This is a genomic window from Halogranum rubrum, from assembly GCF_900114455.1.
Classification (GTDB): Archaea; Halobacteriota; Halobacteria; order Halobacteriales; family Haloferacaceae; genus Halogranum; species Halogranum rubrum.
Map to the genome: position 1 here is coordinate 710,407 of NZ_FOTC01000002.1, position 21,386 is coordinate 731,792.

23 protein-coding genes are annotated in these 21,386 nt (G+C 63.3%); 9 read left to right on the forward strand and 14 right to left on the reverse strand.

Going from position 1 to position 21,386, the window contains the following annotated elements; all coding sequences use genetic code 11:
* The first annotated feature begins 336 nt into the window (after positions 1–336).
* Complete coding sequence (locus tag BM083_RS23660) at positions 337–474, forward strand: hypothetical protein (RefSeq protein ID WP_218148961.1); 138 nt, start codon at positions 337–339, stop codon at positions 472–474.
* 197 nt (positions 475–671) lie between these two features.
* Here BM083_RS23660 and BM083_RS11945 read toward each other — a convergent pair whose 3' ends face one another.
* The 7 genes from BM083_RS11945 to BM083_RS11980 form a co-directional block, all read right to left on the reverse strand.
* Entirely contained in the window at positions 672–1,745 is a 1,074-nt protein-coding gene (locus BM083_RS11945; protein ID WP_089870077.1) for a phosphotransacetylase family protein, read from the reverse strand.
* Between the two features lie 23 nt (positions 1,746–1,768).
* On the reverse strand, positions 1,769–3,862 hold the full coding sequence (locus BM083_RS11950; RefSeq protein WP_089869672.1) for an acetate--CoA ligase family protein: 2,094 nt from the start codon (positions 3,860–3,862) through the stop codon (positions 1,769–1,771).
* Positions 3,863–4,042: 180 nt separating this feature from the next.
* Entirely contained in the window at positions 4,043–4,330 is a 288-nt protein-coding gene (locus BM083_RS11955; protein WP_089869675.1) for a DUF7967 family protein, read from the reverse strand.
* Positions 4,331–4,375: 45 nt separating this feature from the next.
* Complete coding sequence (locus BM083_RS11960; protein ID WP_089869677.1) at positions 4,376–5,575, reverse strand: putative manganese transporter; 1,200 nt, start codon at positions 5,573–5,575, stop codon at positions 4,376–4,378.
* A 436-nt stretch (positions 5,576–6,011) separates the two neighbouring features.
* Positions 6,012–6,203: a DUF1328 domain-containing protein gene (locus tag BM083_RS11970; protein ID WP_089870078.1), complete on the reverse strand. Its 192-nt coding sequence runs from the start codon at positions 6,201–6,203 to the stop codon at positions 6,012–6,014.
* A gap of 302 nt (positions 6,204–6,505) precedes the next feature.
* The gene (locus BM083_RS11975) at positions 6,506–6,790 is read right to left on the reverse strand and encodes a DUF7545 family protein (protein WP_009365872.1); all 285 of its coding nucleotides are present in this window, start codon (positions 6,788–6,790) and stop codon (positions 6,506–6,508) included.
* A 131-nt stretch (positions 6,791–6,921) separates the two neighbouring features.
* Positions 6,922–8,004: an NAD(P)/FAD-dependent oxidoreductase gene (locus tag BM083_RS11980; RefSeq protein ID WP_089869679.1), complete on the reverse strand. Its 1,083-nt coding sequence runs from the start codon at positions 8,002–8,004 to the stop codon at positions 6,922–6,924.
* Between the two features lie 131 nt (positions 8,005–8,135).
* Here BM083_RS11980 and BM083_RS11985 point away from each other — a divergent pair, with 131 nt between their 5' ends.
* Positions 8,136–8,420, forward strand: coding sequence for a DUF357 domain-containing protein (locus BM083_RS11985; protein ID WP_089869681.1), 285 nt, complete (start codon positions 8,136–8,138; stop codon positions 8,418–8,420).
* A gap of 9 nt (positions 8,421–8,429) precedes the next feature.
* Here BM083_RS11985 and BM083_RS11990 read toward each other — a convergent pair whose 3' ends face one another.
* Positions 8,430–10,259, reverse strand: coding sequence for an ABC transporter substrate-binding protein (locus tag BM083_RS11990; RefSeq protein WP_089869683.1), 1,830 nt, complete (start codon positions 10,257–10,259; stop codon positions 8,430–8,432).
* A gap of 196 nt (positions 10,260–10,455) precedes the next feature.
* Here BM083_RS11990 and BM083_RS11995 point away from each other — a divergent pair, with 196 nt between their 5' ends.
* From BM083_RS11995 to BM083_RS12005, 4 genes are all read left to right on the forward strand, one after another.
* Positions 10,456–10,731: an ArsR/SmtB family transcription factor gene (locus tag BM083_RS11995; RefSeq protein ID WP_009365868.1), complete on the forward strand. Its 276-nt coding sequence runs from the start codon at positions 10,456–10,458 to the stop codon at positions 10,729–10,731.
* A 55-nt stretch (positions 10,732–10,786) separates the two neighbouring features.
* Positions 10,787–11,092, forward strand: a complete 306-nt coding sequence (locus BM083_RS12000) for a DUF8036 family membrane protein (RefSeq protein WP_089869686.1) — start codon at positions 10,787–10,789, stop codon at positions 11,090–11,092.
* A 127-nt stretch (positions 11,093–11,219) separates the two neighbouring features.
* Positions 11,220–11,375, forward strand: coding sequence for a hypothetical protein (locus tag BM083_RS23320; RefSeq protein WP_177197616.1), 156 nt, complete (start codon positions 11,220–11,222; stop codon positions 11,373–11,375).
* Positions 11,376–11,557: 182 nt separating this feature from the next.
* A complete protein-coding gene (locus BM083_RS12005; RefSeq protein ID WP_089869688.1) occupies positions 11,558–12,994 on the forward strand; it encodes a DUF4397 domain-containing protein in 1,437 nt (478 codons plus the stop codon).
* A gap of 117 nt (positions 12,995–13,111) precedes the next feature.
* On the opposite strand, the gene cysS is transcribed toward BM083_RS12005, so the two are convergent.
* Together cysS and BM083_RS12015 are read right to left on the reverse strand one after the other, a co-directional pair.
* Positions 13,112–14,596, reverse strand: coding sequence for a cysteine--tRNA ligase (gene cysS / locus BM083_RS12010; protein ID WP_089869690.1), 1,485 nt, complete (start codon positions 14,594–14,596; stop codon positions 13,112–13,114).
* Between the two features lie 46 nt (positions 14,597–14,642).
* Positions 14,643–15,167: a DUF7523 family protein gene (locus BM083_RS12015; protein WP_089869692.1), complete on the reverse strand. Its 525-nt coding sequence runs from the start codon at positions 15,165–15,167 to the stop codon at positions 14,643–14,645.
* Between the two features lie 127 nt (positions 15,168–15,294).
* Here BM083_RS12015 and BM083_RS12020 point away from each other — a divergent pair, with 127 nt between their 5' ends.
* From BM083_RS12020 to BM083_RS12030, 3 genes are all read left to right on the forward strand, one after another.
* Positions 15,295–15,546 carry a hypothetical protein gene (locus tag BM083_RS12020; protein WP_143085720.1) on the forward strand — a complete coding sequence of 84 codons (252 nt, stop codon included), beginning with the start codon at positions 15,295–15,297 and terminating at the stop codon, positions 15,544–15,546.
* A 69-nt stretch (positions 15,547–15,615) separates the two neighbouring features.
* A complete protein-coding gene (locus BM083_RS12025; RefSeq protein ID WP_089869696.1) occupies positions 15,616–16,494 on the forward strand; it encodes a CbiX/SirB N-terminal domain-containing protein in 879 nt (292 codons plus the stop codon).
* A gap of 1 nt (position 16,495) precedes the next feature.
* Entirely contained in the window at positions 16,496–17,722 is a 1,227-nt protein-coding gene (locus BM083_RS12030) for a DR2241 family protein (protein WP_089869698.1), read from the forward strand.
* Between the two features lie 42 nt (positions 17,723–17,764).
* On the opposite strand, the gene BM083_RS12035 is transcribed toward BM083_RS12030, so the two are convergent.
* The 4 genes from BM083_RS12035 to BM083_RS12050 form a co-directional block, all read right to left on the reverse strand.
* Positions 17,765–18,361 (reverse strand): DUF7524 family protein, encoded by a 597-nt coding sequence (locus BM083_RS12035; RefSeq protein ID WP_089869700.1) that lies wholly within the window; start codon positions 18,359–18,361, stop codon positions 17,765–17,767.
* Between the two features lie 131 nt (positions 18,362–18,492).
* The gene (locus BM083_RS12040; protein ID WP_049893520.1) at positions 18,493–18,675 is read right to left on the reverse strand and encodes a methytransferase partner Trm112; all 183 of its coding nucleotides are present in this window, start codon (positions 18,673–18,675) and stop codon (positions 18,493–18,495) included.
* A 40-nt stretch (positions 18,676–18,715) separates the two neighbouring features.
* The gene (locus BM083_RS12045; RefSeq protein WP_089869703.1) at positions 18,716–19,894 is read right to left on the reverse strand and encodes a sensor histidine kinase; all 1,179 of its coding nucleotides are present in this window, start codon (positions 19,892–19,894) and stop codon (positions 18,716–18,718) included.
* Between the two features lie 100 nt (positions 19,895–19,994).
* The gene (locus BM083_RS12050) at positions 19,995–21,326 is read right to left on the reverse strand and encodes an adenylosuccinate synthase (protein ID WP_089869705.1); all 1,332 of its coding nucleotides are present in this window, start codon (positions 21,324–21,326) and stop codon (positions 19,995–19,997) included.
* Between the last annotated feature and the right edge of the window lie 60 nt (positions 21,327–21,386).

The following is a 21,386-nucleotide window of genomic DNA, read 5'->3' on the forward strand; positions in this document are numbered from 1 at the left end:
CAGGCGGCACGGTACTCTGGCGTGTCAGTGAAGCGGTGCGCCACACATCCGCGATACGCTCCACCGAAATCGTCAATTCATACGGGTGGTGGCCGTGCTCTCCGATATAAACTCTGTGGCGACCGGCATCGAGTCTCAACCTCCCTACTTTCGTTCGTGCCGAAGAACGGCGACGTATCGTCCACGGTCACGGTGAACGTCGGAGACAGGCCACGGTGTGTCGGCGACGACTTTCCGAAGACGGTCGACAGAGAACATGAGCGACGTTATATATGGGTCTCGCTCGCCGTCGTACACCAGCCGAAACTGGCGAGTGGCGACGCCCGGTTCGACTCGATGCTCGGCTATGTACTCCTCGTGTTCCGGTGGTGCCATCGTCGAGTCGGTGACGTCGCCGACGAGGACGCCGCCCGGACGAACCACCTCGCAGCCATCCTCTTCGCTGTCGACGTCGAGACAGTTGTTCCCTCGTGAACGCTGTTGGCACTTCTCGTCCGAAACTTCATAGCCGAAATCGAGACCACCGAGGGTATGAGCTGAGCCTCACCGCGCGGCGACTAGCGGGTGTACGGTACACCGCCGCGCGTCGACGTCGTACCGTCTGTTCGCAATTCGCTCGCCAACACTGACGCTGACGGCAGTGAAAAATCGAGAAGTCGGTCCGAGTAGCGTTACTCGTCGTCGGCCGCGGCGGGGACGAGCGCGTCGACGTCTGCGTGCTCGAAGAGCAGGTCACGGAGCAAGCTGACGGTCTCTTCGTCGCGGGTTCGACCGCTGTGGACGAGCTCCTCGGCGCGGTCGACGACCGACAGCGTGTCGGCGTTGACGAGGAGGACGGGGACGCCCTTCTCCTCCGCCTTGCCGAGCACTGCGGCCGGTGGACGGTGACCGCCCGTGAGGATGAGCGCCTTCACACCCGGCGCTTCGAGCGCTGCGGTGTGAATCTCCGAACGGTCGCCGCCGGTGATGACCGCTGCGTCCTTGGTCCGGCGGAAGTAGCGGAGAGCGGCGTCGCCGCCCATCGCCCCCACGAGGAACCGCTCGACGAAGGCGTCGGTTGGGACGTTCGTCGCGACGTCGGCACCGAGTTCCTGAGCGAGACCCTCGACGGTGACACCGGCGAGTTCGCGCTTTCGCGGCAGGACGCCGAGAACGTCGATACCGCGGTTCTCGAGGAACGGGACGACTTCCGTCTCCAGTTCGTCGTAGACGGAGTCCGAGACCCGGTTGAACAGAACGCCGGCGAGGTCCTCACCGATGTCGTCCGCGGCGGCGAGCACGTCGTCTATGTCGCCCGGTTTGGTGTAATCGGCGACGAGAAGCACCTGCGCGTCGAGCAGGTCGGCGACTTCGGGGTCGGTGAGATCGATGATGCCACCGGTCGTGTACCGGCCGGCACCCTCGACGAGCATCAGGTCTTTGCCGGCCGAGAGTTGGTCGTAGTTCTCGCGGACGATGTCGGCGAGTTCGTCGCCGTCTTCCTGCCCACGGATGGCACCCTCGACGAACGTCGGCGAGTAGACGATGGGTTCCATCTGGTGCATCTCGGCGTCGAGACCGAGCAGTTCGCGCGCGAGCATCGGGTCCTGGTCGAGCGTCTTACCGACGTTCGACTGCAGGCGCGTCCCTTTCGGTTTCATGTAGCCCACGTCGAGGCCGCGTTCCTGAGCGAGCAGACCGAGCGCGAGTGTTACGGCCGTCTTTCCGGTGCTGTCCTGAGTCGAGGTGACGAGTAGCGTGTTCATGGCTGAATCGTTGTCGGGAAGGGTCATAGCTCGTCGGGGTCGACGGTCAGTCGAACGTCGACCGCTTTCGCGCCGTCCGGCAGCGCGACGAGTGGGTTGATGTCCAGTTCGAGGATGGCCGGGAAGTCCGTAACCAACTGCGAGAGTCGCTGGATGGTCTCTGTGACCTCGTCGACGTCGACGGGGTCACGGCCGCGAGCACCGCGCAGCAGCGGTGCGGAGTCTATCTCCTCGGTCATCGTGTGTGCCTCGTTCTCGGCGACGGGAGCGACACGGAACGTCGTGTCCTCCATCACTTCGACGAAGATGCCGCCGAGTCCGAACATGAGCAGCGGCCCGAACTGTGGGTCACGGTTCATGCCGACGATGGTCTCGACGCCGTTGTCGAGATCCACCATCTCTTGGACCTGCACGCCGATGATGTTGGCGTCCGGCTGGTAGTTCCGTGCCCGGGTGATGAGGTCCTCGTAAGCGTCGTATACGTCCTCGTCCTCGACGCCGACTTTCACGCCGCCGATGTCGGATTTGTGGAGGATATCGGGGCTGACGATCTTCATCACGACGTTGCCGTCGATGTCTTCGGCGACTTCGAGCGCGTCGGCGGGCGAGTCGATGATGTCGCCCTGCGGCGTCTCGATACCGTAGGCGTCGAGCAGTCCCATCGCCTCGACGCCGAGTCGCGTGTCGTCGCGACCCTTGACCGATTCGAGAATCTCGCGGGCGCGCTCTTCGTCGACGTCGAACTCGGTCGGTTCGTCGTACTCGCGGCGGCTGATGTCCTTGAAGTCAGAGAGTGCGTCGAGTGCGAACACCGCCCGCGACGGGTCGAAGTAGTTCGGGATGCCCGACTCTTGGAGAATCTCTGCGGCGGGCTTGACTCGCTCGCCACCCATGAAACAGGCGGCGACGGGCTTGTCGTGTTCCTTCCGGAGTTCGACCGTGTCCTCGGCCAGTTGCTCGTAGTCGAGCACGGCCGTCGGACAGGTCAAGACGAGCGCCATGCCGACGTTCTCGTCGGCGAGTGCAACGTCGAGTGCCTCGCTGAACCGGTCGTTGTCGGCGTCGCCGACGATGTCGACCGGGTTGTAGATGTTGCCCTCTTCGGGCAGTTTCTCGGAGAATTCCTCTAAGGTCTCGTCGGAGAAACTCGCCATCGACAGACTCGAATCCCCGACGGCGTCCGTCGACATCACGCCGGGACCGCCGGCGTTGGTGATGATGGCGATCTCCTTGCTGTCGGGCAGTGGCTGGTTGGCGAGCATCTGCGCCGAGTCGAACAGTTCTTGGACCGACTCGGCGCGGATGACGCCCGCTTGCTCCAGACCGGCCTCGTAGGCTTGGTCACTGCCGGCGATGGTGCCGGTGTGACTCGACGCCGCCTGTGCGCCGGCGTCCGTCCGCCCGGACTTGACGAGCACGATCGGCGTGTCCTGTGTGACCTCGCGAGCGGTGTCGATGAACTCGCGCCCCTCCTCGATGCCTTCGAGGTAGCCGATGACGACGTCCGTCTGCTCGTCTGTCCCCCACGCGTCGATGAAGTCCGACTCGTCGAGGACCGCTTTGTTCCCCAGCGAGACGACGTCCTTGAAGCCGATGCCCTCGTCGTTCGCCCAGTCGAGGACGGCCGTGATGAAGGCACCCGACTGGCTCATGAAGGACATGTTGCCGGAGGTGGCGTTCTCGGGACCGAAGGTGGCGTTCATCCCCTTCGGTGTACTCATAATTCCTAAACTATTGGGTCCGACGAGGTTGAGGTCGTACTCCTCGGCGACTTCGGTGAGTTCCTGTTCACGTGCGGCGCCCTCACTACCGGTTTCTCCGAACCCGGCGGTGATGACGACGACGTTCTGGATACCCGCCTCGCCCGCCTGGCGTACCGCGTCCACGGCGATGTGGGGCGGAACGACGACGATTGCGAGGTCGGCATCGGTCTCACCGACGTCGGCGACGGCGGGGAGGCCGAACACCTCGTCGTACTTGGGGTTGACCGGCACGACCTCACCGTCGAAATCCTCGATGAGGTTCTCGACGATGGCGCGGCCGACCGACCCTTCACGCTCTGTCGCACCGACGACGGCAACCCGCCCCGGCGCAAACAACTCGGATAGGTCTCCCATCGTTCTCACGTTGCCGCCGTACGCGCATAAATTCCTGTGTGTGAACACTCACACGGATGCTGTCATCATGCCACAGCCGCAGGATTAATCAGGATATTTCTCCGTGAATCTCCCACTCATTCTGTCTTCGTGAGGAGAATCGTCGACCGACTCGGAGTCGAGTTCTCTCGAGACATCGTTCTACACTGCCTCGTCGGGTGCGTACTGCTCGCGAGTTCGCTTCGCACTGGCGGCGTACTCGGCTTGCGTCTCCGGGTCGTCGACAGTACCCAGCTTTGCTGAGTCGGTGTCGACGGCGGCAGTTGTCTCTCTGACGTCGTCGAAACTCGTCAGCGACCGCTCTTTTCGGAGATACCGCGACCCGTCGGGCGTCGCGTAGACGAGAATGACGATGTTCTGTTCGTCGTCGGAGTAGGTCCGTTCGACCAACCAGACGCGAACGCCGTCTGCTGAACGCTCGGAACTCATGCGTGTCGTTACGTCGTCGGGACAGAAAAGTCTCCGACCACGGTCTCAGAGCACCCCGAACCCGAACATCGGGCCGAACAGGAGGTGGAGACCGACGCCGACGATGAGCGCTGGAATCGTCGTGTAGATGCTGGCGACGATGGCGGCCTTCTTGTCGATGGCGATGAGCGGGAACAGTGCGTCGCCGTCCTGGCTGATGGCGTTCGCCGTCAGCGCGGAGAACGGAATCGCTCCCTGCGAGTACGCCGTCGCGAGGACGATTTGCGGCCCACAGCCGGGAATGAGGCCGATGACGGCGCCCATGACGGGTGCGAGTACGCCCGCAGCAGCGGCAACGGCCTGTATCTCGATACCGGTGAAGACGAGACCGTACTCGTAGAGCAGGTACGCTCCGATGACCCACACCGTGACGAACGACGTCTCCATCGCCGCGTGCGTGAGTGTCTCTTGGGCGTTGGCGAACGTGTCCTTCGCTTTCCCGACGTGACCGTGGCCGACGTAGTGGCGACCGACGAAGTAGAGGTAGAACGACAGTGCCGTCCCCGTGATGCCGAAGATTGTGAACGCGCCCGCGAAACTCGGGGCAACGACCATCGGAACATCCGGCGCACCACGCAGCAGGTACAACACACCCGCGACGAGTCCGAAGGCTGCTGCGACCCACCACGCACCGAGTGCGACCTTACTCAGCGGAGTGAGAATCGGTGAGTGTCGCGTCGCGTCGTCGTGAACCTCACACCCCTGTGCCTCCTCGTAGTGGTGGACCTGACTGCCGACCGTCGGCGCGGCGAACCCACCGTCGGTCACGGTCCGTCCGATTCGACTCACCGCGCGGTCGATACGACCGACGCCGAGACCGACTGTGTCGACGGCGTACCCGAAGACGATGGCGGAGACGAACGAGATACCGTAGGCGTACAACCCCGCTTCGGGCGCGAGCGCGAGAATAACGAACGCTGCGTCGCCCGCCGTCGCGATGAGCGTCGCGACGACGGTGCCGAACGAGACGCTCCCGCGGACGTACAGCGGCATCATCACGATTGCACCCCCGCAACCAGGCGTGAGTCCCATGAATGCGCCGACGAGCGGACCGGCGCGGCGGTTCTGTTCCAGTCGGCGGACGAGCGCACCGTCGGTCTTGTACTGGACGTAGCTAAACAGGAGGACGGTGACGGCGACGAACGCACTGACCTGTACGAAACCGTCGCGGACGGAGGTGACGAAGATATCGACGAGTTCTGACATAAGTAAATTAGACGTATCTAAATCTCAGTTTGCCCTGTGAGAACTTATACATTTGCACTCTTCGACTGTTCACGGCGTTCGAACGAATCGGGCGCACGACGACGGAGAGTGGGTGATTGCTCGCCAGACCTGACGGTTCTCTCCGATTCGATTCTGCTACTTCGGTAGTGACTTCGAGAGGCATCGTCGGCGTCGTCGGCATCGATACCCAGTTCGTCGTCGACCACAAGCAGGGCGAACAGCGTATCACCGAGTTCGTCTGTGTTCACCGCAAACTCTGACGAAACCGTTCCGTACTCCCTCGACGCCGTGGTATCGGCCGCGAGTTCACCGACCTCTGCTGTCAGGTCGATGAGTCGGTACGCTGGGATGCAAAACTCGGTCCGTCGCTAACTTCTGAAAAACGCTGACACACTTTAGTGTCGACTGGTGCCTCTCACAGCAGCAGCGAGAGAATCGCCAGCACGAGGAAGATGGCCACGAATATCTTCGCGATGCTCATCGAGATGCCGGCGACGCCGCGGAACCCGACGACTGCGGCGACCAGTGCCAACACGAAGAACACCAGTGCGTAGTAGAGGAACCCCCCACCGCTCTGGAGTGGAATCGTGGTTAGTGCGCTGTACATGTGTCCTCCGTGCTTCTCGCCTGTCGGTCGGTTCGAACCATACGATTCCTCGTACACCAGACACCTGCTTAGTTGCCTGCCACCTAAGAACAGTCTGTTCGATGCAACTGTCTACAGAAATAGTCTTCTTGGGAGAGTGGTGAGACGTTAGGACGGACAAAATAATCAAATTTTTGATAGCAGTTGTCTTCACACCTACCAAACCGCCGAGACAGGTGGCGGTACGGCGGCACGGTGCTACTGCTGTCGCTGGCGTGCCTCCGAGTTACAGCAGAAACAGCGCGCCGAATCGCGTGTGGGAACTAGTGGTCGTGGCCCGTCGCCTCGGCGAAGGAGACACCGAAGCGCTCCTCGAACAGTTCTTCGGCCTTCTCGTTGATCTCGAGCAGGTCGTCCGGCACGTCACCCTCAGCGTGGTGGACGATGGTGTGTGCGCGCTGGACGAACGAGAGCAGCGAGATTTCGGCGACGACAGTCGCTGGCGACTCGCCCTGTTCGGAGAGCACGTCGACGAGACCCTCGGGGAGTTCGATGCTGTCGGTGTCACCGTTCGGTCCTTCGATGGTGTAGGTTTCCGTATCGACCATGGGGCCATCTCGGGGATGGAAGGTAAAGGGTCTGTGGGAATCGGGTGAGCAGGGCGTGTGCCCCGTTCACGGACGTATCGAGGTGTCTGTGAAACTGAACTCCGCACGACAGTCTTGGAGTCCCGCCTCGTTCAGTCGTCGGATTCGGCGGCCGCAGGCTCCGTCTGCTCGGTCTCGGCGCGTTCGAGACTCTCCAGATAGTCGTCGGCGTCGATGGCCGCTTTACAGCCCATCCCGCCCGCCGTGATGGCCTGCTGGTAGTGGTAGTCGACGACGTCGCCGGCACCGAACAGCCCCTCGACGTCTGTCGCCGTTTGGCCGCCGTCGAAACCACCCTTCGTCTTGAGGTAGCCCTCGTCGTCCATCTGGACACTAGTGCCTTCGAGGTACTCCGTGTTCGGCGTGTGGCCGATGGCGTAGAACACCGCACCGGCGTCGAACTCGAACTCCTCGGTCTCCGGGTCGTCGAGTTTGTCCGTCGGGTGACCCTCCGGGTGCCGGACCATCGTCACGTGGTCGACGCCGTCTTCGGGCGTCCCGTGGAGTTCTGTGACCTCCGTGTTGAGCATCAGTTCGATGTCGCCGGACTCGACTTTCTCGTGGACGCGGTCGATCCAGTAGTCCTCGGCGCGGAACTCCTCGCGGCGGTGGACGAGATAGACCGTCGAGGCGAACTTGGTGAGGAAGTTGGCCTCCTCCATCGCGGCGTCGCCGCCACCGACGACGACGATTTTCTCGTCACGGAAGAACGCGCCGTCACACGTCGCACACGTCGAGAGACCGTAACCCATCAAGTCGTCCTCGCCGGGGATGCCGAGCGTCCGTGCGCTGGCACCGGAGGCGGCGATGACGGCGTCGGCGGTGTAGACGTCACCGTTGGTGAGTTCGACGCGGAAGGGGCGCGAAGAGTCGTCGACGGATTTGAGGACGCCGTTTTTGACCTCCGCGCCGAAGCGTTTGGCCTGCTCTTTCATGTTGTTGACCAGTTCCGGCCCGGAGATACCCTCCGGGAAGCCCGGATAGTTGTCGACTTCGGTGGTCAGGGTGAGTTGGCCGCCCGGTTCCGTCCCCTCGAAGACGAGCGGTTCGTTGTTCGAGCGGGCGGCGTATATGGCCGCTGTCAGCCCTGAAATCCCCGTTCCGGCGACGATGAGTTTACGATGCTCGACGACGCCACCGTCCGTGGCAGCGTCCGCAGAGGCGTCTTCGGTCATGCTCGATTCTTTGCGAGCGGGAAGTATTTACCTTGCGCTGTCCGGTAGCTGTGCCGCCATCGCGGACCCCTCGAACATCGCGCGCCGCGAAAGCCGAAGTCCTTACCCCGACTCGACGGATTCGCTCGCACATGACTGCGGACCTCGAAGAGAAGACCGACCGCTACGAACGGATGTTCGCCGACGCCCTCGACGAGGCCGAAATCGCGGTTCCCGTCGAGACACCGCTCGGCGACGCGGCGGCCGAGTGCCGCGAGATGGCCGAATCGTATCTCACCGACGGGCGACATTTCCGGGAAGAAGACGACTTGGTCAACGCGCTGGCTTCTTTCTCCTACGGCTACGGATGGCTCGACGCGGGTGTCCGGATGGGCCTCTTCGCCGTCCCCGACGACAGCCACCTCTTCACGATGTGACTGTGTCGGTCACTCGAAACTCGCGCCGTTGTACTTCTGTTTGAACATCCCACCGATGCCGAACGGCGGAATCGACACTCGGTCGTACCAGAACCGCTCTTCTATCTGGTGATAGACGGGGAGGTTGGCCACGTCGGCCCAGTTGGCCTCCTCCATCTCGACGGCGGCCTCCGCGCGAAGCTGCTCTGCTTCGTCGGTCGGCGCGCGGTTCTCGGAAATCTGGTTCCACGCGTCGATGGCGTTCTGGGCGGCCTCGGTGTCTGTCGGCCACTGGTTGTACGACTCGATAGCTCCCGACGCTGTCGGGTCCGACGCCGCCGGGTTGAGGTGTTTGACGAACGCGTCGGGAGCGGCCCACGGGACGACCCATCCCAGCGAGTACGCCTGGACGTCCATCTTTCGCACGCGAGAGAGCAGTGCCGAGAACGGTGCTTTCGTAATTGTCATCTCGATGTGTGCACTCGCCAGTTGGTCTCGAAGGAGTTTGCCCGTATCCTCCCACGTCGTCGACTCGTAGATGAGGAACTCCAGTTCGTAGGGGTTGTCCGGTCCGTACCCTGCTTCCTCCATGAGCGCGCGTGCCTCGTCCAGTTGAGACTCGTTGTAGCCGTAGGGGTACGACTCCTCGGCGTGCGTCGAGTACCCTTCGGCACCGCCGGGATAGATACCGGGCGTCATGTAGTGGTAGGCGGGGACACCGCGCCGCTTGAACACCTGTTCGACGACGGTCTGTTGGTTCAGTGCGTGCGCGACGGCTTGTCGGACGGGTTTCTCCACCGCCTCCATGTTGAACCCGATGTAGTAGACAGAGAGCGTCGGGACACCGAGATAGTTGACCGTCTTCCCGTTCCGGACGGGGCCGTAGGTACCGTGTCTACGGCCTCTGTCGTCTGTCTCCTCGACGGAGAGTTTCCCGCGGTCGAACTTGGCCGTCGGGATGTCGAACGCGTCGGCGTTCTCGTTCATCGCGTAGTTGTAGATGGCGTTGTCGTCCTCGATAATCTGCCACCGAACGCCGTCGAGTTGCGGGACGTCGCCGTGATAGTCGTCGTACGCCGACACCGAGACGTCTGTCCCCTCCTGCCACGCGTCGAACGTGAACGGCCCCGCGCCGATGGGGTTCGAACTGGCGAACTCGTTGTACTCCATCTCGCCCTCGTAGCCCTCGACGTCGCCGACGATACCCTCGGGGACGGCGGCGAACTGGTTGTTCGAGAGCACCTGTAGAGTCGGCGCGAACGGTTGCTCGATAGTTATCTCGACGGTGTAGTCGTCGACTGCCTCGACGGCGAGACTCTCCGGGACGTAGTTCTCGTCGCCGTCGACTTCGTGGACGACGCCGATGGTCTGGAGGATGTCTGCGGCCGTCCGCGAGTTCGACGACGCGGCGAGTCGCTCGTACGAGTAGACGAAGTCTGCCGCCGTCACCTCTGTCCCGTTGTGGAAGGTCACGCCCTCTTTGAGCGAGAACGTGTACGTCGTGAAGTCCTCGGACGTCTCGTAGCCCTCCGCGATGACGGGTTCGACGGGTACCTCGCCGTTCGGATACGTCATCAGGCCGTCGAACAGTTGTGTCGTCACTGCACCCGACGCGGTGTCGTCTGCGGAGATGGGGTCGAGTGAACTCAGCGTTGAGTTGATGAGGTTGAGCGTGCCTGCCTCGCCGCCCTCGCTCGACGTGCCCGTCTCGGTTCCCTCGCTCGTCGCACTCCCGTTCGCCGCCGGCGTCGACTCGCCGTCACCCTCGGACCCGGTACAGCCAGCGAGTGCGAGACTCGCTCCGACGCCACCCGCCGCCTGTAAGAACCGCCGCCGTGTCGTCTTGTCGTGTGTGGTCATTTAACGTGGTAATGCTTAGTACATCCGTGCTAAAAGTATGCGTACGACGGACAGTTCTGCTGGTTCTCCGCTAAAAATGTACATTCGTTGAGGGCGACGTGAACGGGACCGACCCCCGGTCGGTCGACGAGATAGCTGCCGACGTTGCCGATACATGCCGACGTACTTACCTGTCCGGAGGGTAAGTAAGCACACGATGGAGGGGGTCCTCTGGTACGTCCTGACCGGGACACGCGGCGGGAAAAACCGCGTCCGGTTACTGCGGGCAGTCGACGAACGCCCGCGGAACGCCAATCAGCTCGCAGAGGACCTCGAACTCGACTACAAGACCGTCCGTCACCATCTCGACGTGTTGATGGAGAACAACGTCGTCCAGAACAGCGGCGACGGGTACGGAACGGTGTATCTCCCCAGTGACCGAGCCAGAAGCAACTGGGACACGGTCGAGACGATCTTCACACAAGTAGGCTAACTATGGAGAGATTCGGGAAAGCGTATATGGTTGCGACAGAGCAAGGTAGTACGAGATGAGTCTCTGGTTCGACGTCGCGCGGGTCGCCCATGCACTGAACGTCCTGCTCTTGGTGGGACTTGGTTACGTGTGGGTCCGCAATTACCTCGAGTTCCGCTCGAAGCACACCCTCGGGCTGTTGCTGTTCTCCGTCTTCCTCCTCCTCGAGAACGCCTTCGCCCTCTACATCTACATGTTCGACGGCGTGCTCGCGGCGTGGTTCGCGACTGCCGTCCCCGCCCCAGCGTGGCAAGGGATGATGATGCTGCCCCTGTTCGAGGCAGTCGGTCTCGCGTTCCTGCTGTGGGTCACGTGGGACTGAGACTCCGTAACCCGGGCCGGCGGCGGCCGTAGTTTTCGATTCTCCGACTCTTCCGACTTCTTCGACGCCTCCCCGTTCTGTGAGACGTCTCGGCACTAACTCTCGACCAAAGGGGACGGATGCAGGGATGCCGAGCGAGTCGAAGAAACCGACGACAGCGGCGACTCTCACTGTTCGCGAACGGACTGACGTCGAGTTCTCCGAGTCCGTGAACGAGCACGACCGGACCGACGCCGAGTCCGAGCAGTACCGAACTCCACAGAGTAGGGAGATTCGGGGCTGACACAGACCGAGAGATACTGTCCGAGAGGACAGTCCGACGTTCGATAACTTCGACAGTAGTTCCGTAGATATATGACCGGATCGCAAGACAGCCACCGATATTTGGGTGAAATGTGGGAGAATATTGGGTGAGATTCGGCCACAACGGTTTTGCTCAGACAATCCTGGGCCACAGACGTAGTTATGCCTGAGACAAACCGCAGAGCGTTCCTCAAGACGGTCGGTGCAGCGGGTACAGTCGCGATGGTCGGCGGTGCGGGCGTCGTCGGCGCCGACGACCACACCTCGGAGAGTGCCAACGTCCGCGTCGTCCACGCCTCGCCGGACGCGCCGAACGTCGACGTCTACGTCGACGGGTCGGCGGTACTCGAAGACGTTCCGTTCCAGGCGGTGAGCGACTATCTCTCGCTCGAACCCGGAACCTACACGGTGAAAGTGACCGCCGCTGGCGACCCGGATACCGTCGCCTTCGAGGGCGACGTGACCGTCGAGGACGCGGACTACACCATCGCCGCGACGGGCGAACTGAGCGAAGAGACGTTCACGCCGCTCGTCCTCGAAGATGCGCCGAGCGCACCCGCCGAGGGCAACGCGCAGGTCCGTCTGGTCCACGCCTCGCCGGACGCACCCGCCGTCGACGTGACCGTCGAGGGCGCGGACCTGACCGTCTTCGACGGCGTCGACACCGGTACCGCGAGCGACTACGTCGAAGTCCCCGCTGGCGAGTACACCCTCGAAGTCCGCGGTGATACCGAAGGCAACGACGGCGACGTCGTCGCCACCTTCGACGTCGCCGTCGAGGCGGGGATGTCGTACACGGCGTTCGCGACGGGCTATCTCACCCCCGACGACGAACCACAGGACCGCGCGTTCGACCTCGTGGTCGCCGCCGACGGCTCCGAGATGGACGACAAAGAAGACGAGGGGGACAAACCGGAGCAACCGTCGGAGGCGTCGGTCCGCGCCGTCCACGCGATTCCGGACGCGCCGAGCGTCGACGTCTACGTCGACGGGTCGAAGGTCCTCTCCGACGTCCCCTTCCGCGCGGTCAGCGACTATCTGACGGTTCCCGCTGGCGAGCGCACCGTGAAAATCACGGCCGCAGGCAAGCCCGACACCGTCGTCTTCGAGGAGATGCTCACCGTCGAGGAAAGTGCCTACACGGTTGCCGCCGTCGGCGAACTCTCCGAGGGGACGCAAGCACCGCTCGTCCTCGCCGACGACGCGACGATGCCCGCAGACGACACGGCGGTGGTCCGTCTGGTCCACGCCTCACCGGACGCACCCGCCGTCGACGTGACCGTCGAGGGCGCAGACCTGACGCTCTTCGACGGCGTCGAACCCGGCACGGCCAGCGAGTACGTCGAGGTTCCCGCTGGCGAGTACACCCTCGAAGTCCGCGGTGACACCGAAGAAAACGACGGCGACGTCGTCGCGACGTTCGACGTGGCTGTCGAGGGCGGCATGGCCTACACCGCGTTCGCGACGGGCTATCTCACGCCCGACGACGACCCGTCGAGTTGTCCGTTCGACCTCGTCGTCGCTTCGGATATGACGATGAAAGCCGAGGGGACGGAAGACGACTCGTCGAGCGACGAGAAGACTGAAGAGAACGCCTAACTCGGTCGACGGCTGTCTCGCCGACGACTCGAACGCCTTCTCTGTTCTTTCGCGTCCGTAGTCTCGACTCTCGATGGTGAACGCCTCCGAAGGAACCGCGCGGGGTCGCTTCCCGCCTCAGAGCCGGTAGCTCGGCCCGTCGTCGCTATCCTCGACTTCCACGCCGAGGTCGGTCAGCGCGTCGCGGAGCGCGTCGGCCTGTTCGTAGTTCCCGTCGTCGCGGGCGTCCTCACGGACGTCGAGCACGAGTTCCACGAGGTCACCCGCCAGCGACACGTCACCCTCGGCCGACGCGTCGCCGAACGTGAGCCCGAAGACGTCGCCGCCGAGTTCCTCGAACGTCTCGATAGTTCGGCGAAGCGCCTGATAGTCGTATTCGACCGAATCTTCGAGATGTCGGTTGCTCGCGGAGGCGAGTTCGAGGAGCGCCGAGATGGCCTCGCGGACGTTGAAGTCGTCGTTCATCGCTTCGGCGAACTGCTCGTGGGTCTCGTCGACCGCGTCGCGGAGGTCCGCGTCTTCGACCTTCGTCCGCGCGTCGACGCCGTCGCAAGCGTCGACGGCGGCCTCGTAAGCGCGTTCGAGACGCGACCAGCGTTCCTCGGCCTCCTGCATCGCCGACTCCGAGAACGTCTGTTTCGACCCGTACTCGGTGGAGAGATAGAACGTCCGGACGACGTTCACGCCGAACTCCTCTAGCGCGCCGGAGACGGTGAAGAAGTTCCCGAGCGACGAGGACATCTTCTCGCCTTTCGTTTCGAGCAGGCCCGTGTGAAGCCAGTAGCGGGCGAACTGTTCACCCGTTGCGGCCTCGCTCTGGGCGATTTCGTTCTCGTGGTGCGGGAAGACCAGGTCGTGGCCACCGACGTGGATGTCGATGGTCCCGTCGAGATGCGTCATCGACATCGCCGAGCACTCGATGTGCCATCCGGGTCGCCCTTCGCCCCACGGTGACTCCCACGTCTCGCCGTATTCACCGTCTTCGATCGGGCGGTCGTCCTTCCGGTGTTCGGCCACGTCGGCAGGCGAGACGCCACCGGCCTTCCAAAGCGCGAAGTCGAACGGGTTGCGTTTCTCCGAGCGTTCGCTCGCCTCACCCTGCGCCTCCATCTCCTCGACCTGCTGGTTCGAGAGTTTGCCGTAGTCTTCGAACTCGGTCACGTCGAAGTAGACCGACCCGTTGGACTCGTAGGCGTACCCGCGCTCTAAGAGCGTCTCGATGAGGTCGATTATCTCGGGGACGTGTTCGGAGACGCGCGGGTAGACCTCCGCACGCTTGAGATTCAGCCCGCGCATGTCTCGAATCACGGAAGTCATGAAGTGCTCGGCGACGGCCGCCTCGTCCTCGCCGAGGGCATCTTCACCGGCGCGGGCAGCGATTTTCTCGTTGACGTCGGTGAAGTTCTCGACGTGGTGGACGGTGTAGCCCTCGTGTTCGAGCCATCGGTGCATCACGTCGGCGTGCGTCCAGACGCGGGCGTGGCCGAGGTGGGCGTCGTCCGAGACCGTCAGTCCGCACACGTAGAGCAGGACGTCGTCTTCGTCACCGGGCCTGAACTCCTCGCGCGCTCTCGTGAGCGTGTTGGTCACGGACAGTGTCATCGGCAGAGGATTCCGCCGCGTCTCGCTTGAACCTGTTGAAGGTGTGCTACCGCGGTGCGGCAGTCCGCGTCGGCACCGTCTTCAGTGCAGACTCGACGACGCGGACCGCGTTGGCTCCGTCGCGACGGCCGACGACGACGAGGAGCGTCTCGCCCGCGACGGCCGCGGCGTCGACAGCGACGTCGGCGACGGCGAGTCTGTCGAGAACGGCGGCGAGACTGGCCGTGTCGACGTCGCCCGCGGCCAAGACAGCCGTCTGCGACCCGCCGTCGGCGACGACTCTCGTCCCGGCGAGTGCGAGGAGGGAGTCGGCCTCGCTCTCGTCCGTTTCCCTCTCCCCGTCGACGACTGCGACGCCGCTCTGCATCGTCACGCGAACCTGTCGCGTTTCGGTCTCGTACTCGTCTAACTCCGCCGAGAATCGGCGGAGCGCCGTCGCGACAGCCTCTCGCTCTCCGTCGAGGGTCAAGAAGTCGGCCGCGGCGGTGTGGTTGACGACGCCCGCACGGAGTGCGTCGAAGAGAAACGGATGCTCACGGACGGCGTCGCGCGTGTCAGCGGCGAGTGACATGGACGTGCGATGCGACGGCGACGACAAAAGTGCCTCGGGCCGTTCTCCTGAATCTGATTTCAGTAATCTCTCGGACAGAAATGAAATTCAGATTACCGTTATGGTGGTCGTCGACCATCTACTAGACGTGATGAGAGAGGACGTGACGACCCCGAACCCGGTGTACAGCCTCGGACAGGTACTCGTCGCGACGGGGGTGTTGTTCGCCGCCGTTTTGACGTTCTTCGTCGCTCTCGCGAACCCCGTCGCCGTCGTCGGTGCCGTCGCCGCCGCACTCGTTGCTACCGTGGCGACGACGGTGACGCTCGACTACCGTCGGAAGGTGGGACGCACCCGTCGCGTCTGCCTCCCGAAGACGGCCGTCTGCGTCGACGCCTGAACATCCTCGTTCGGCCCTCCCACTTCCGTTTGCGAAGTCACTAAGGCGGTTCCGTCCGTGTATTTGCATATGAGCCAAGCGCTGGTCATCGTCGCCCACGGGTCGCACCTCAATCCCGACTCGTCGACACCGACGCACGCACACGCGGACACTATCCGCGAGACGGGTGCGTTCGACGAGGTGAAAGTCGGCTTCTGGAAGGAGGAACCCCACCTCCGAGAGGTACTCCGCACCGTCGAGTCCGACGAAGTGTACGTCGTTCCCCTGTTCATCAGCGAGGGCTACTTCACCGAGCAAGTCATCCCCCGCGAACTCCGCTTGGAGGGGTGGGACGTCTCGCAGTGGGACTCCGACGGTCTCTCGGCGGACCACGTCACGCTCACGGCCGAAGATACGGGTCAGCAGGTCACCTACTGCGGCCCGGTCGGCACCCACGAGTCGATGACGGACGTGCTCGTCCGGCGCGCCGAGACGGTCACTGGTGACTCTGACGTCGGCGACGGGTTCGGGTTCGCCGTCGTCGGCCACGGCACGGAGCGAAACGAGAACTCCGCGAAGGCCATCGAGTACCACGCCGACCGCATCCGCGAGATGGACCGCTTCGACGAGGTACAGGCGCTCTACATGGACGAAGAACCGGAAGTCGACGACGTCGCCGACTACTTCGAGTCGCCGGACATCGTCGTCGTCCCCCTGTTCATCGCCGACGGCTTCCACACGCAGGAGGACATCCCCGAAGACATGGGTCTCACCGACGACTACCGTAAGGGGTACGACGTCCCCGCCGACGTGGACGGCCACCGTATCTGGTACGCCGGTGCTGTGGGGACAGAAGGGCTGATGGCGGACGTCATCCTCGAACGCGCCGCCGAGGGTGGGGCCGACATCGGTGATGCGCTCGAACTCGTCCGCGAACGCACGCGAGGCCAGCAGACGGTGGAGGTCTGAGATGGAGGAGTCAACACAGTTCGCCGCCCTCCGTGCTGCCGCCGAGAACGGACCCGGCGTCCAGTTCGACGGCCTCTACGTCCACGCAGGCGACGACGACTACGACAGAGACGGCGGCTACACCTTCGGGACGCCCGAAGGCGAGCGCTCGAACCTCTCGGAGTCCGAGTTTCACGCCGCCGCCGAGGAGTACGACGAGTACGTCTCGAACTGGTACTTCTGGACGCACGTCGTCGGCGGGTCGAAACTGAAAGGCGGCGTCGACGTCGGCGAGAACAGACACCATCGCCGCAACTTCCTGCGGTGGCTGGAACTGGCCGACCAGACGCAACACGACGTTCCGGGACGGTACGAGGCGCTTCGCGGCGGTCTGACTCACGAGTGGGGCGAACTCCAGATAACCGCGACACTCGGCGAAGAGGGCCACCGCGTCTACGAGATTCGCCACGAAGACGACGCCAACACTCCCACCGACGAGTTGGAGACTTACACCGACCCGTTAGACATCCGTGAGTTGGTCAAGTACGACGAACGCGGCCAGTACCGCCCGCTCAAGACCGCACCGACGCTCCAGACCGGGTGGGTGCTCACCGACCTCGACCAACGGCAGGTGTTCGACGCCGTCGACGACGTCGTCTATCCAGCGACCGTCGTCAACTGGAACCTGGAACGACACGGTGAACTCGACGTGAATCACTGGGAGGAGACAATCGAGCGCCAGTCCGGTATCTACGGCGTCATCGAGACGTGGAACCGCGGCGACGGCCACGAACACGTCGATTGGGTCGCCGAGAGCTGTTGTGACGACTCGCAGTGTCTCAAGCGCCGCGAGTGGGAGTACGACGAGGAGACCGAACTCGACGCCGACGGCGGCGACGGGGAGTTCCCCTGCCGCGAACCGTGTTCGCTCGTCATCGCCGCCTCACGCAAGTGGACGCGACTGGAAGGTGAGGAGACACAGACCTACGAGTTCGAGTTGACCGAGAGCGAGAAAGAGCAGATAGAGGACATCATCGACGCCGTCGCCGACGGCCGGGCCGACGACATCCGTGAGGCGGACATCTACGAGGGGGCGAACCGCTACCGCACACGGTTCCTCCGCGCCAAGCGATTCGACGGGGAGGGAAACCTCTCGGGGACGCCGACGCAGGTGGACGAACAGGAGGGTCACGACCAGGAAGACGCCCGAGACGGTCACGACGAGGAAGAGCACGACGGCGACGACTGAGCGCGCTGAATCTGCGTTTTGCAACTCGACTCTTCTGGCGCTTTACCGCAACTGCAAGGCGAGAGCGACGAGTACGCCGCCGATGACGACGCCGACGCCGACAAGGACGACACCGCTGTCGACGACGACACCGACGAGGAGCGCGAGAAGAATCGCGAGCGCTGCCAACGCGAGCAGTGGGAGACTGACTCCCGACGACGGGCGATTGCCGAACTTCTCGCTCATCGACGGCTCACGTTTAGCTGGGTTCCGGCGCTGTGACGCGTTTCGTTGCGGTTTACCGAGTTCTTCGTCGACTTGGACGGAGTGGTTCTCTTCTTCGAACGGTTCGACAGTCACGTCGACGTAGGCCGTCTCCGCTCCGTAGCCAGTGACGATTTTGAGCTTTCCCGTCACCGGTTCCTCGACGCGCTCGACGCCCACGCGGACAGTCGTCGTCGACCCGCTGTCGACGTAGTGGTTGCCGCCGTCCAGCGTCGCCACCGTCGAAAGCGTATCGTCGAGATGGAGGTGGATGTGAACGGCCTCGCCGTGGTTCTCTAAGGCGACGTAGAACGCCTCGTCGGTCGTGTACATCCCCGGAACCGCGACGTCGTGCAATCGGTCGCGGTTGAGGTCCACGGTCAGCGCTGAAGACACGTCTCATGACAAGACACCGAGAGACGAAAAAGGTTCAGGGCCGTTCGGGTGGTCGAACCGGCGCCCGCGCCCGAATCTACCGCTCGACGTGTCTCCTGCGTGTCATCTCATAGGGGAAACGCGTGGCCGTCTCAGTCGCGCATATCCGGCGGCAGCAGGTTCGGGATTCCGTCCTCGATGGGGTAGCGCTCGCCGCACTCGCTACAGACGAGCGTCCCTTCGAGTACCTCTTCGTCGTCTTGTGAGTCGATTTCGAGGTCGAGGTCGTGTTTGTCCATCGGGCAGCAGATGATGTCCATCAGCGACTCCTTCATTGTCGAGACCGAAGCACGGACCGGTCAAAAGCGTAGGGGTTCACGGTCGGAACTCGCCTTCGGACTCGGTCTCCTCGGCTGACTTACTGGGGTGACCAGGGGTCGCGTCGGGGCGAGTCGAGAACTCGAACCGTGCACCGTCTGCGGTACTGTCGGTGACGTGAACCTCCCAGCCGTGAGCCTCTGCGACGACGCGGACGATAGTGAGTCCGAGTCCGGTTCCCCCGCCGGTCGTGTACCCGTAGTCGAAGACGGACTGACGCTCGTCCGGGGGTATTCCGGGGCCGTCGTCTTCGACGTAGAACCCGTTGTTCCCTGGAAGCACTCCGACTCGAACGGACACGTCGCCGCCGGCGTGAAACACGGCGTTGCGAAAGAGGTTCTCGAGGAGTTGACTCAGTCGCTCTTCGTCGGCGGGTGTCGAGTACGTCTCGTCGACGCCGAGTGAGGCGTCGCCCGTCTCGACGTTCTCCCACGCTCTCGCTGCGACGTCGCCGACATCGACTGGTGACGTCCTGCCGATACGCTTTCCCTGTCGTGCGAGCGTAAGGAGATGTTCGATGAGTACTTCCATCCGGTCGAGTGCTCGCTCGACGCTGTTGAGGTGAGGGCTATCGCACTCGTCGGCCGCGAGGTCTAACCGTCCGGTCGCGATGGTGAGCGGATTTCGGAGGTCGTGGCTCACGACGCTCACGAACTCCGACAACCGGTCGTTCTGTGACTGGAGTATCTGTTCGCGTTCGGCCCGCTCCAGTGCTGCCTCCGTGTTCGCAGCCAGTATCTTCGCCAGGTGGACGTCGGACTCGTCGAACGCTGCCGTCGTCGTCGACCCGATGTTCATCACCCCGTACGCTCCGAGAGGGAGAATCATCTCGCTCCGTATCGGCGTCTCTCGGTTGTGTACGGCGTCTTCCTCGCGAACGTCGTCGAACCACTGAACAGTCCCTGACTCGTACACCTCCCACGAGAGACTGTTTCCTGGGGTGAACGTCGGATGCTTACCGATGACGTCGCGCGTCTGGGCTGTCTCGGCGGCCGGACGAAGCGAGTGAGTGCTCTCGTCGTAGAGCCAGATTGCGTTGAGCGGGAGCCCGAGGACGTCACTCGCCGTCTCGACTGCGATTTCACACACCGACTGCTTGTCCTCGGCGTCCATCAGGCGACGTGTCGCGGCGTGGAGGGTATCGAGTACGGCGACTTTTCGCCTCGAATTAGTCATATAAGAAGAGTGTCTGCCGGAATGTAAAATAGTTAGCGGGCTAGCAGGTTTCGCTCGGCACGGATGCACTTTCGGGTGCGAGTGCGACTTCCCGGTGCTGTTATCGGTCGAAGGGGTTCGTCAGTTCGACCGTCTCGGCACGGTCCGGGCCGACGCCGATGGCGTAGACCGGCGCACCGACCTCTTCGCTGAGATAGTCGAGGTAGTCCTGTGCGGCGTCCGGAATGGCGTCGTAGCCCTCCTCAGCAACCTCGGCCCAGTCGACTTCGGGCCACGTCTCGAACTCTTTCAGGACGGGGTCGCACGCTGCCCAGCGCTCGGTCGTCGCAGGCATCGTCTCGATCTCCTCACCGTCGAGTTCGTAGGCGTGGCCGACTTTCACTTCCTCGAGTCCGGCCAGCACGTCGAGGTGGTTGACGGCGATACCGGTGAATCCACTCACGCGTGAGGCGTGACGGAGCATCGGCATGTCGACCCAGCCGATACGACGGGGACGGCCGGTGACGGTACCGAACTCGCCTCCCTTCTCGCGGATGAAGTCGGCGAGCGACTCCTCGTGGTCGGTCCCGTCGAGTTCGGTCGGCATCGGGCCCTCACCGACTCGCGAGAGGTAGGCCTTCACGATGCCGACGACTTCACCCTGTCCGACGACGGTTGGTCCGACACCCGAACCGGTCGCCGCAGCGCCAGCGGTCGGGTTCGAAGAGGTGACGTAAGGGTAGTTGCCGTGGTCGATGTCGATGAGCGTTCCCTGTGCGCCCTCGAACATGAGCGAGTCACCCTCCTGTCGTCGCTGGTGGAGGAAGTCGCTGCAGTTGACGACCATCCCGTTCTCCTTGAGACGGCGGCCGAACTCGGCGAACTCCTCGTGCAGGGCGTCGACGTCGCACTCGTCGCCCGCTTCGAGGCCGTAGACGTCTTCGATGAGCGAGCGTTTCTGTTCGACGGCGTATTCGAGTCGGTCTCTGAGCACCTCGGGGTCCAAGAGGTCGCCGATGCGGATACCTCGGCGGCCAGCCTTGTCCTCGTAGGTCGGACCGATACCGCGACCGGTCGTCCCGACTTTCACACCCGAGTCGGCTTTTACCTCCTCTTCGATGCCGTCGAGTCGTCGGTGGTACGGAAGGATGACGTGTGCACGCTTCGCGACACGCACGTCGGGGTCCAGCCCACGCTCTTGGAGTCCGTCGAGTTCGTCGAAGAGCGTGCGCGGGTTGACGACACAGCCGTTGCCGAGAACGCCCACCTTGTCGCGGACGGCACCACTCGGGACGAGCGAGAGTTTGTACTCCTCGCCGCCTTCGACGACGGTGTGGCCAGCGTTGTCGCCGCCCTGATACCGGACGACGATGTCGGCGTCTCCGCCCCAGAGGTCGACGAGTGCACCTTTGCCCTCGTCGCCGAGCTGAGAGCCGACGATAGTTACGGTCATATCCGGCGATTGCTTCTGTCTCATCTACTAAACCGATTACGGTACACGACCGAAAGATGT

Coding starts and splice junctions, on each gene's coding strand:
- BM083_RS23660 (WP_218148961.1), top strand. CDS start 337: ATGCTCGGCTATGTACTCCTCGTGTTCCGGTGGTGCCATCGTCGAGTC.
- BM083_RS11945 (WP_089870077.1), bottom strand. CDS start 1,745: ATGAACACGCTACTCGTCACCTCGACTCAGGACAGCACCGGAAAGACG.
- BM083_RS11950 (WP_089869672.1), bottom strand. CDS start 3,862: ATGGGAGACCTATCCGAGTTGTTTGCGCCGGGGCGGGTTGCCGTCGTC.
- BM083_RS11955 (WP_089869675.1), bottom strand. CDS start 4,330: ATGAGTTCCGAGCGTTCAGCAGACGGCGTTCGCGTCTGGTTGGTCGAA.
- BM083_RS11960 (WP_089869677.1), bottom strand. CDS start 5,575: ATGTCAGAACTCGTCGATATCTTCGTCACCTCCGTCCGCGACGGTTTC.
- BM083_RS11970 (WP_089870078.1), bottom strand. CDS start 6,203: ATGTACAGCGCACTAACCACGATTCCACTCCAGAGCGGTGGGGGGTTC.
- BM083_RS11975 (WP_009365872.1), bottom strand. CDS start 6,790: ATGGTCGATACGGAAACCTACACCATCGAAGGACCGAACGGTGACACC.
- BM083_RS11980 (WP_089869679.1), bottom strand. CDS start 8,004: ATGACCGAAGACGCCTCTGCGGACGCTGCCACGGACGGTGGCGTCGTC.
- BM083_RS11985 (WP_089869681.1), top strand. CDS start 8,136: ATGACTGCGGACCTCGAAGAGAAGACCGACCGCTACGAACGGATGTTC.
- BM083_RS11990 (WP_089869683.1), bottom strand. CDS start 10,259: ATGACCACACACGACAAGACGACACGGCGGCGGTTCTTACAGGCGGCG.
- BM083_RS11995 (WP_009365868.1), top strand. CDS start 10,456: ATGGAGGGGGTCCTCTGGTACGTCCTGACCGGGACACGCGGCGGGAAA.
- BM083_RS12000 (WP_089869686.1), top strand. CDS start 10,787: ATGAGTCTCTGGTTCGACGTCGCGCGGGTCGCCCATGCACTGAACGTC.
- BM083_RS23320 (WP_177197616.1), top strand. CDS start 11,220: ATGCCGAGCGAGTCGAAGAAACCGACGACAGCGGCGACTCTCACTGTT.
- BM083_RS12005 (WP_089869688.1), top strand. CDS start 11,558: ATGCCTGAGACAAACCGCAGAGCGTTCCTCAAGACGGTCGGTGCAGCG.
- cysS (WP_089869690.1), bottom strand. CDS start 14,596: ATGACACTGTCCGTGACCAACACGCTCACGAGAGCGCGCGAGGAGTTC.
- BM083_RS12015 (WP_089869692.1), bottom strand. CDS start 15,167: ATGTCACTCGCCGCTGACACGCGCGACGCCGTCCGTGAGCATCCGTTT.
- BM083_RS12025 (WP_089869696.1), top strand. CDS start 15,616: ATGAGCCAAGCGCTGGTCATCGTCGCCCACGGGTCGCACCTCAATCCC.
- BM083_RS12030 (WP_089869698.1), top strand. CDS start 16,496: ATGGAGGAGTCAACACAGTTCGCCGCCCTCCGTGCTGCCGCCGAGAAC.
- BM083_RS12040 (WP_049893520.1), bottom strand. CDS start 18,675: ATGAAGGAGTCGCTGATGGACATCATCTGCTGCCCGATGGACAAACAC.
- BM083_RS12045 (WP_089869703.1), bottom strand. CDS start 19,894: ATGACTAATTCGAGGCGAAAAGTCGCCGTACTCGATACCCTCCACGCC.
- BM083_RS12050 (WP_089869705.1), bottom strand. CDS start 21,326: ATGACCGTAACTATCGTCGGCTCTCAGCTCGGCGACGAGGGCAAAGGT.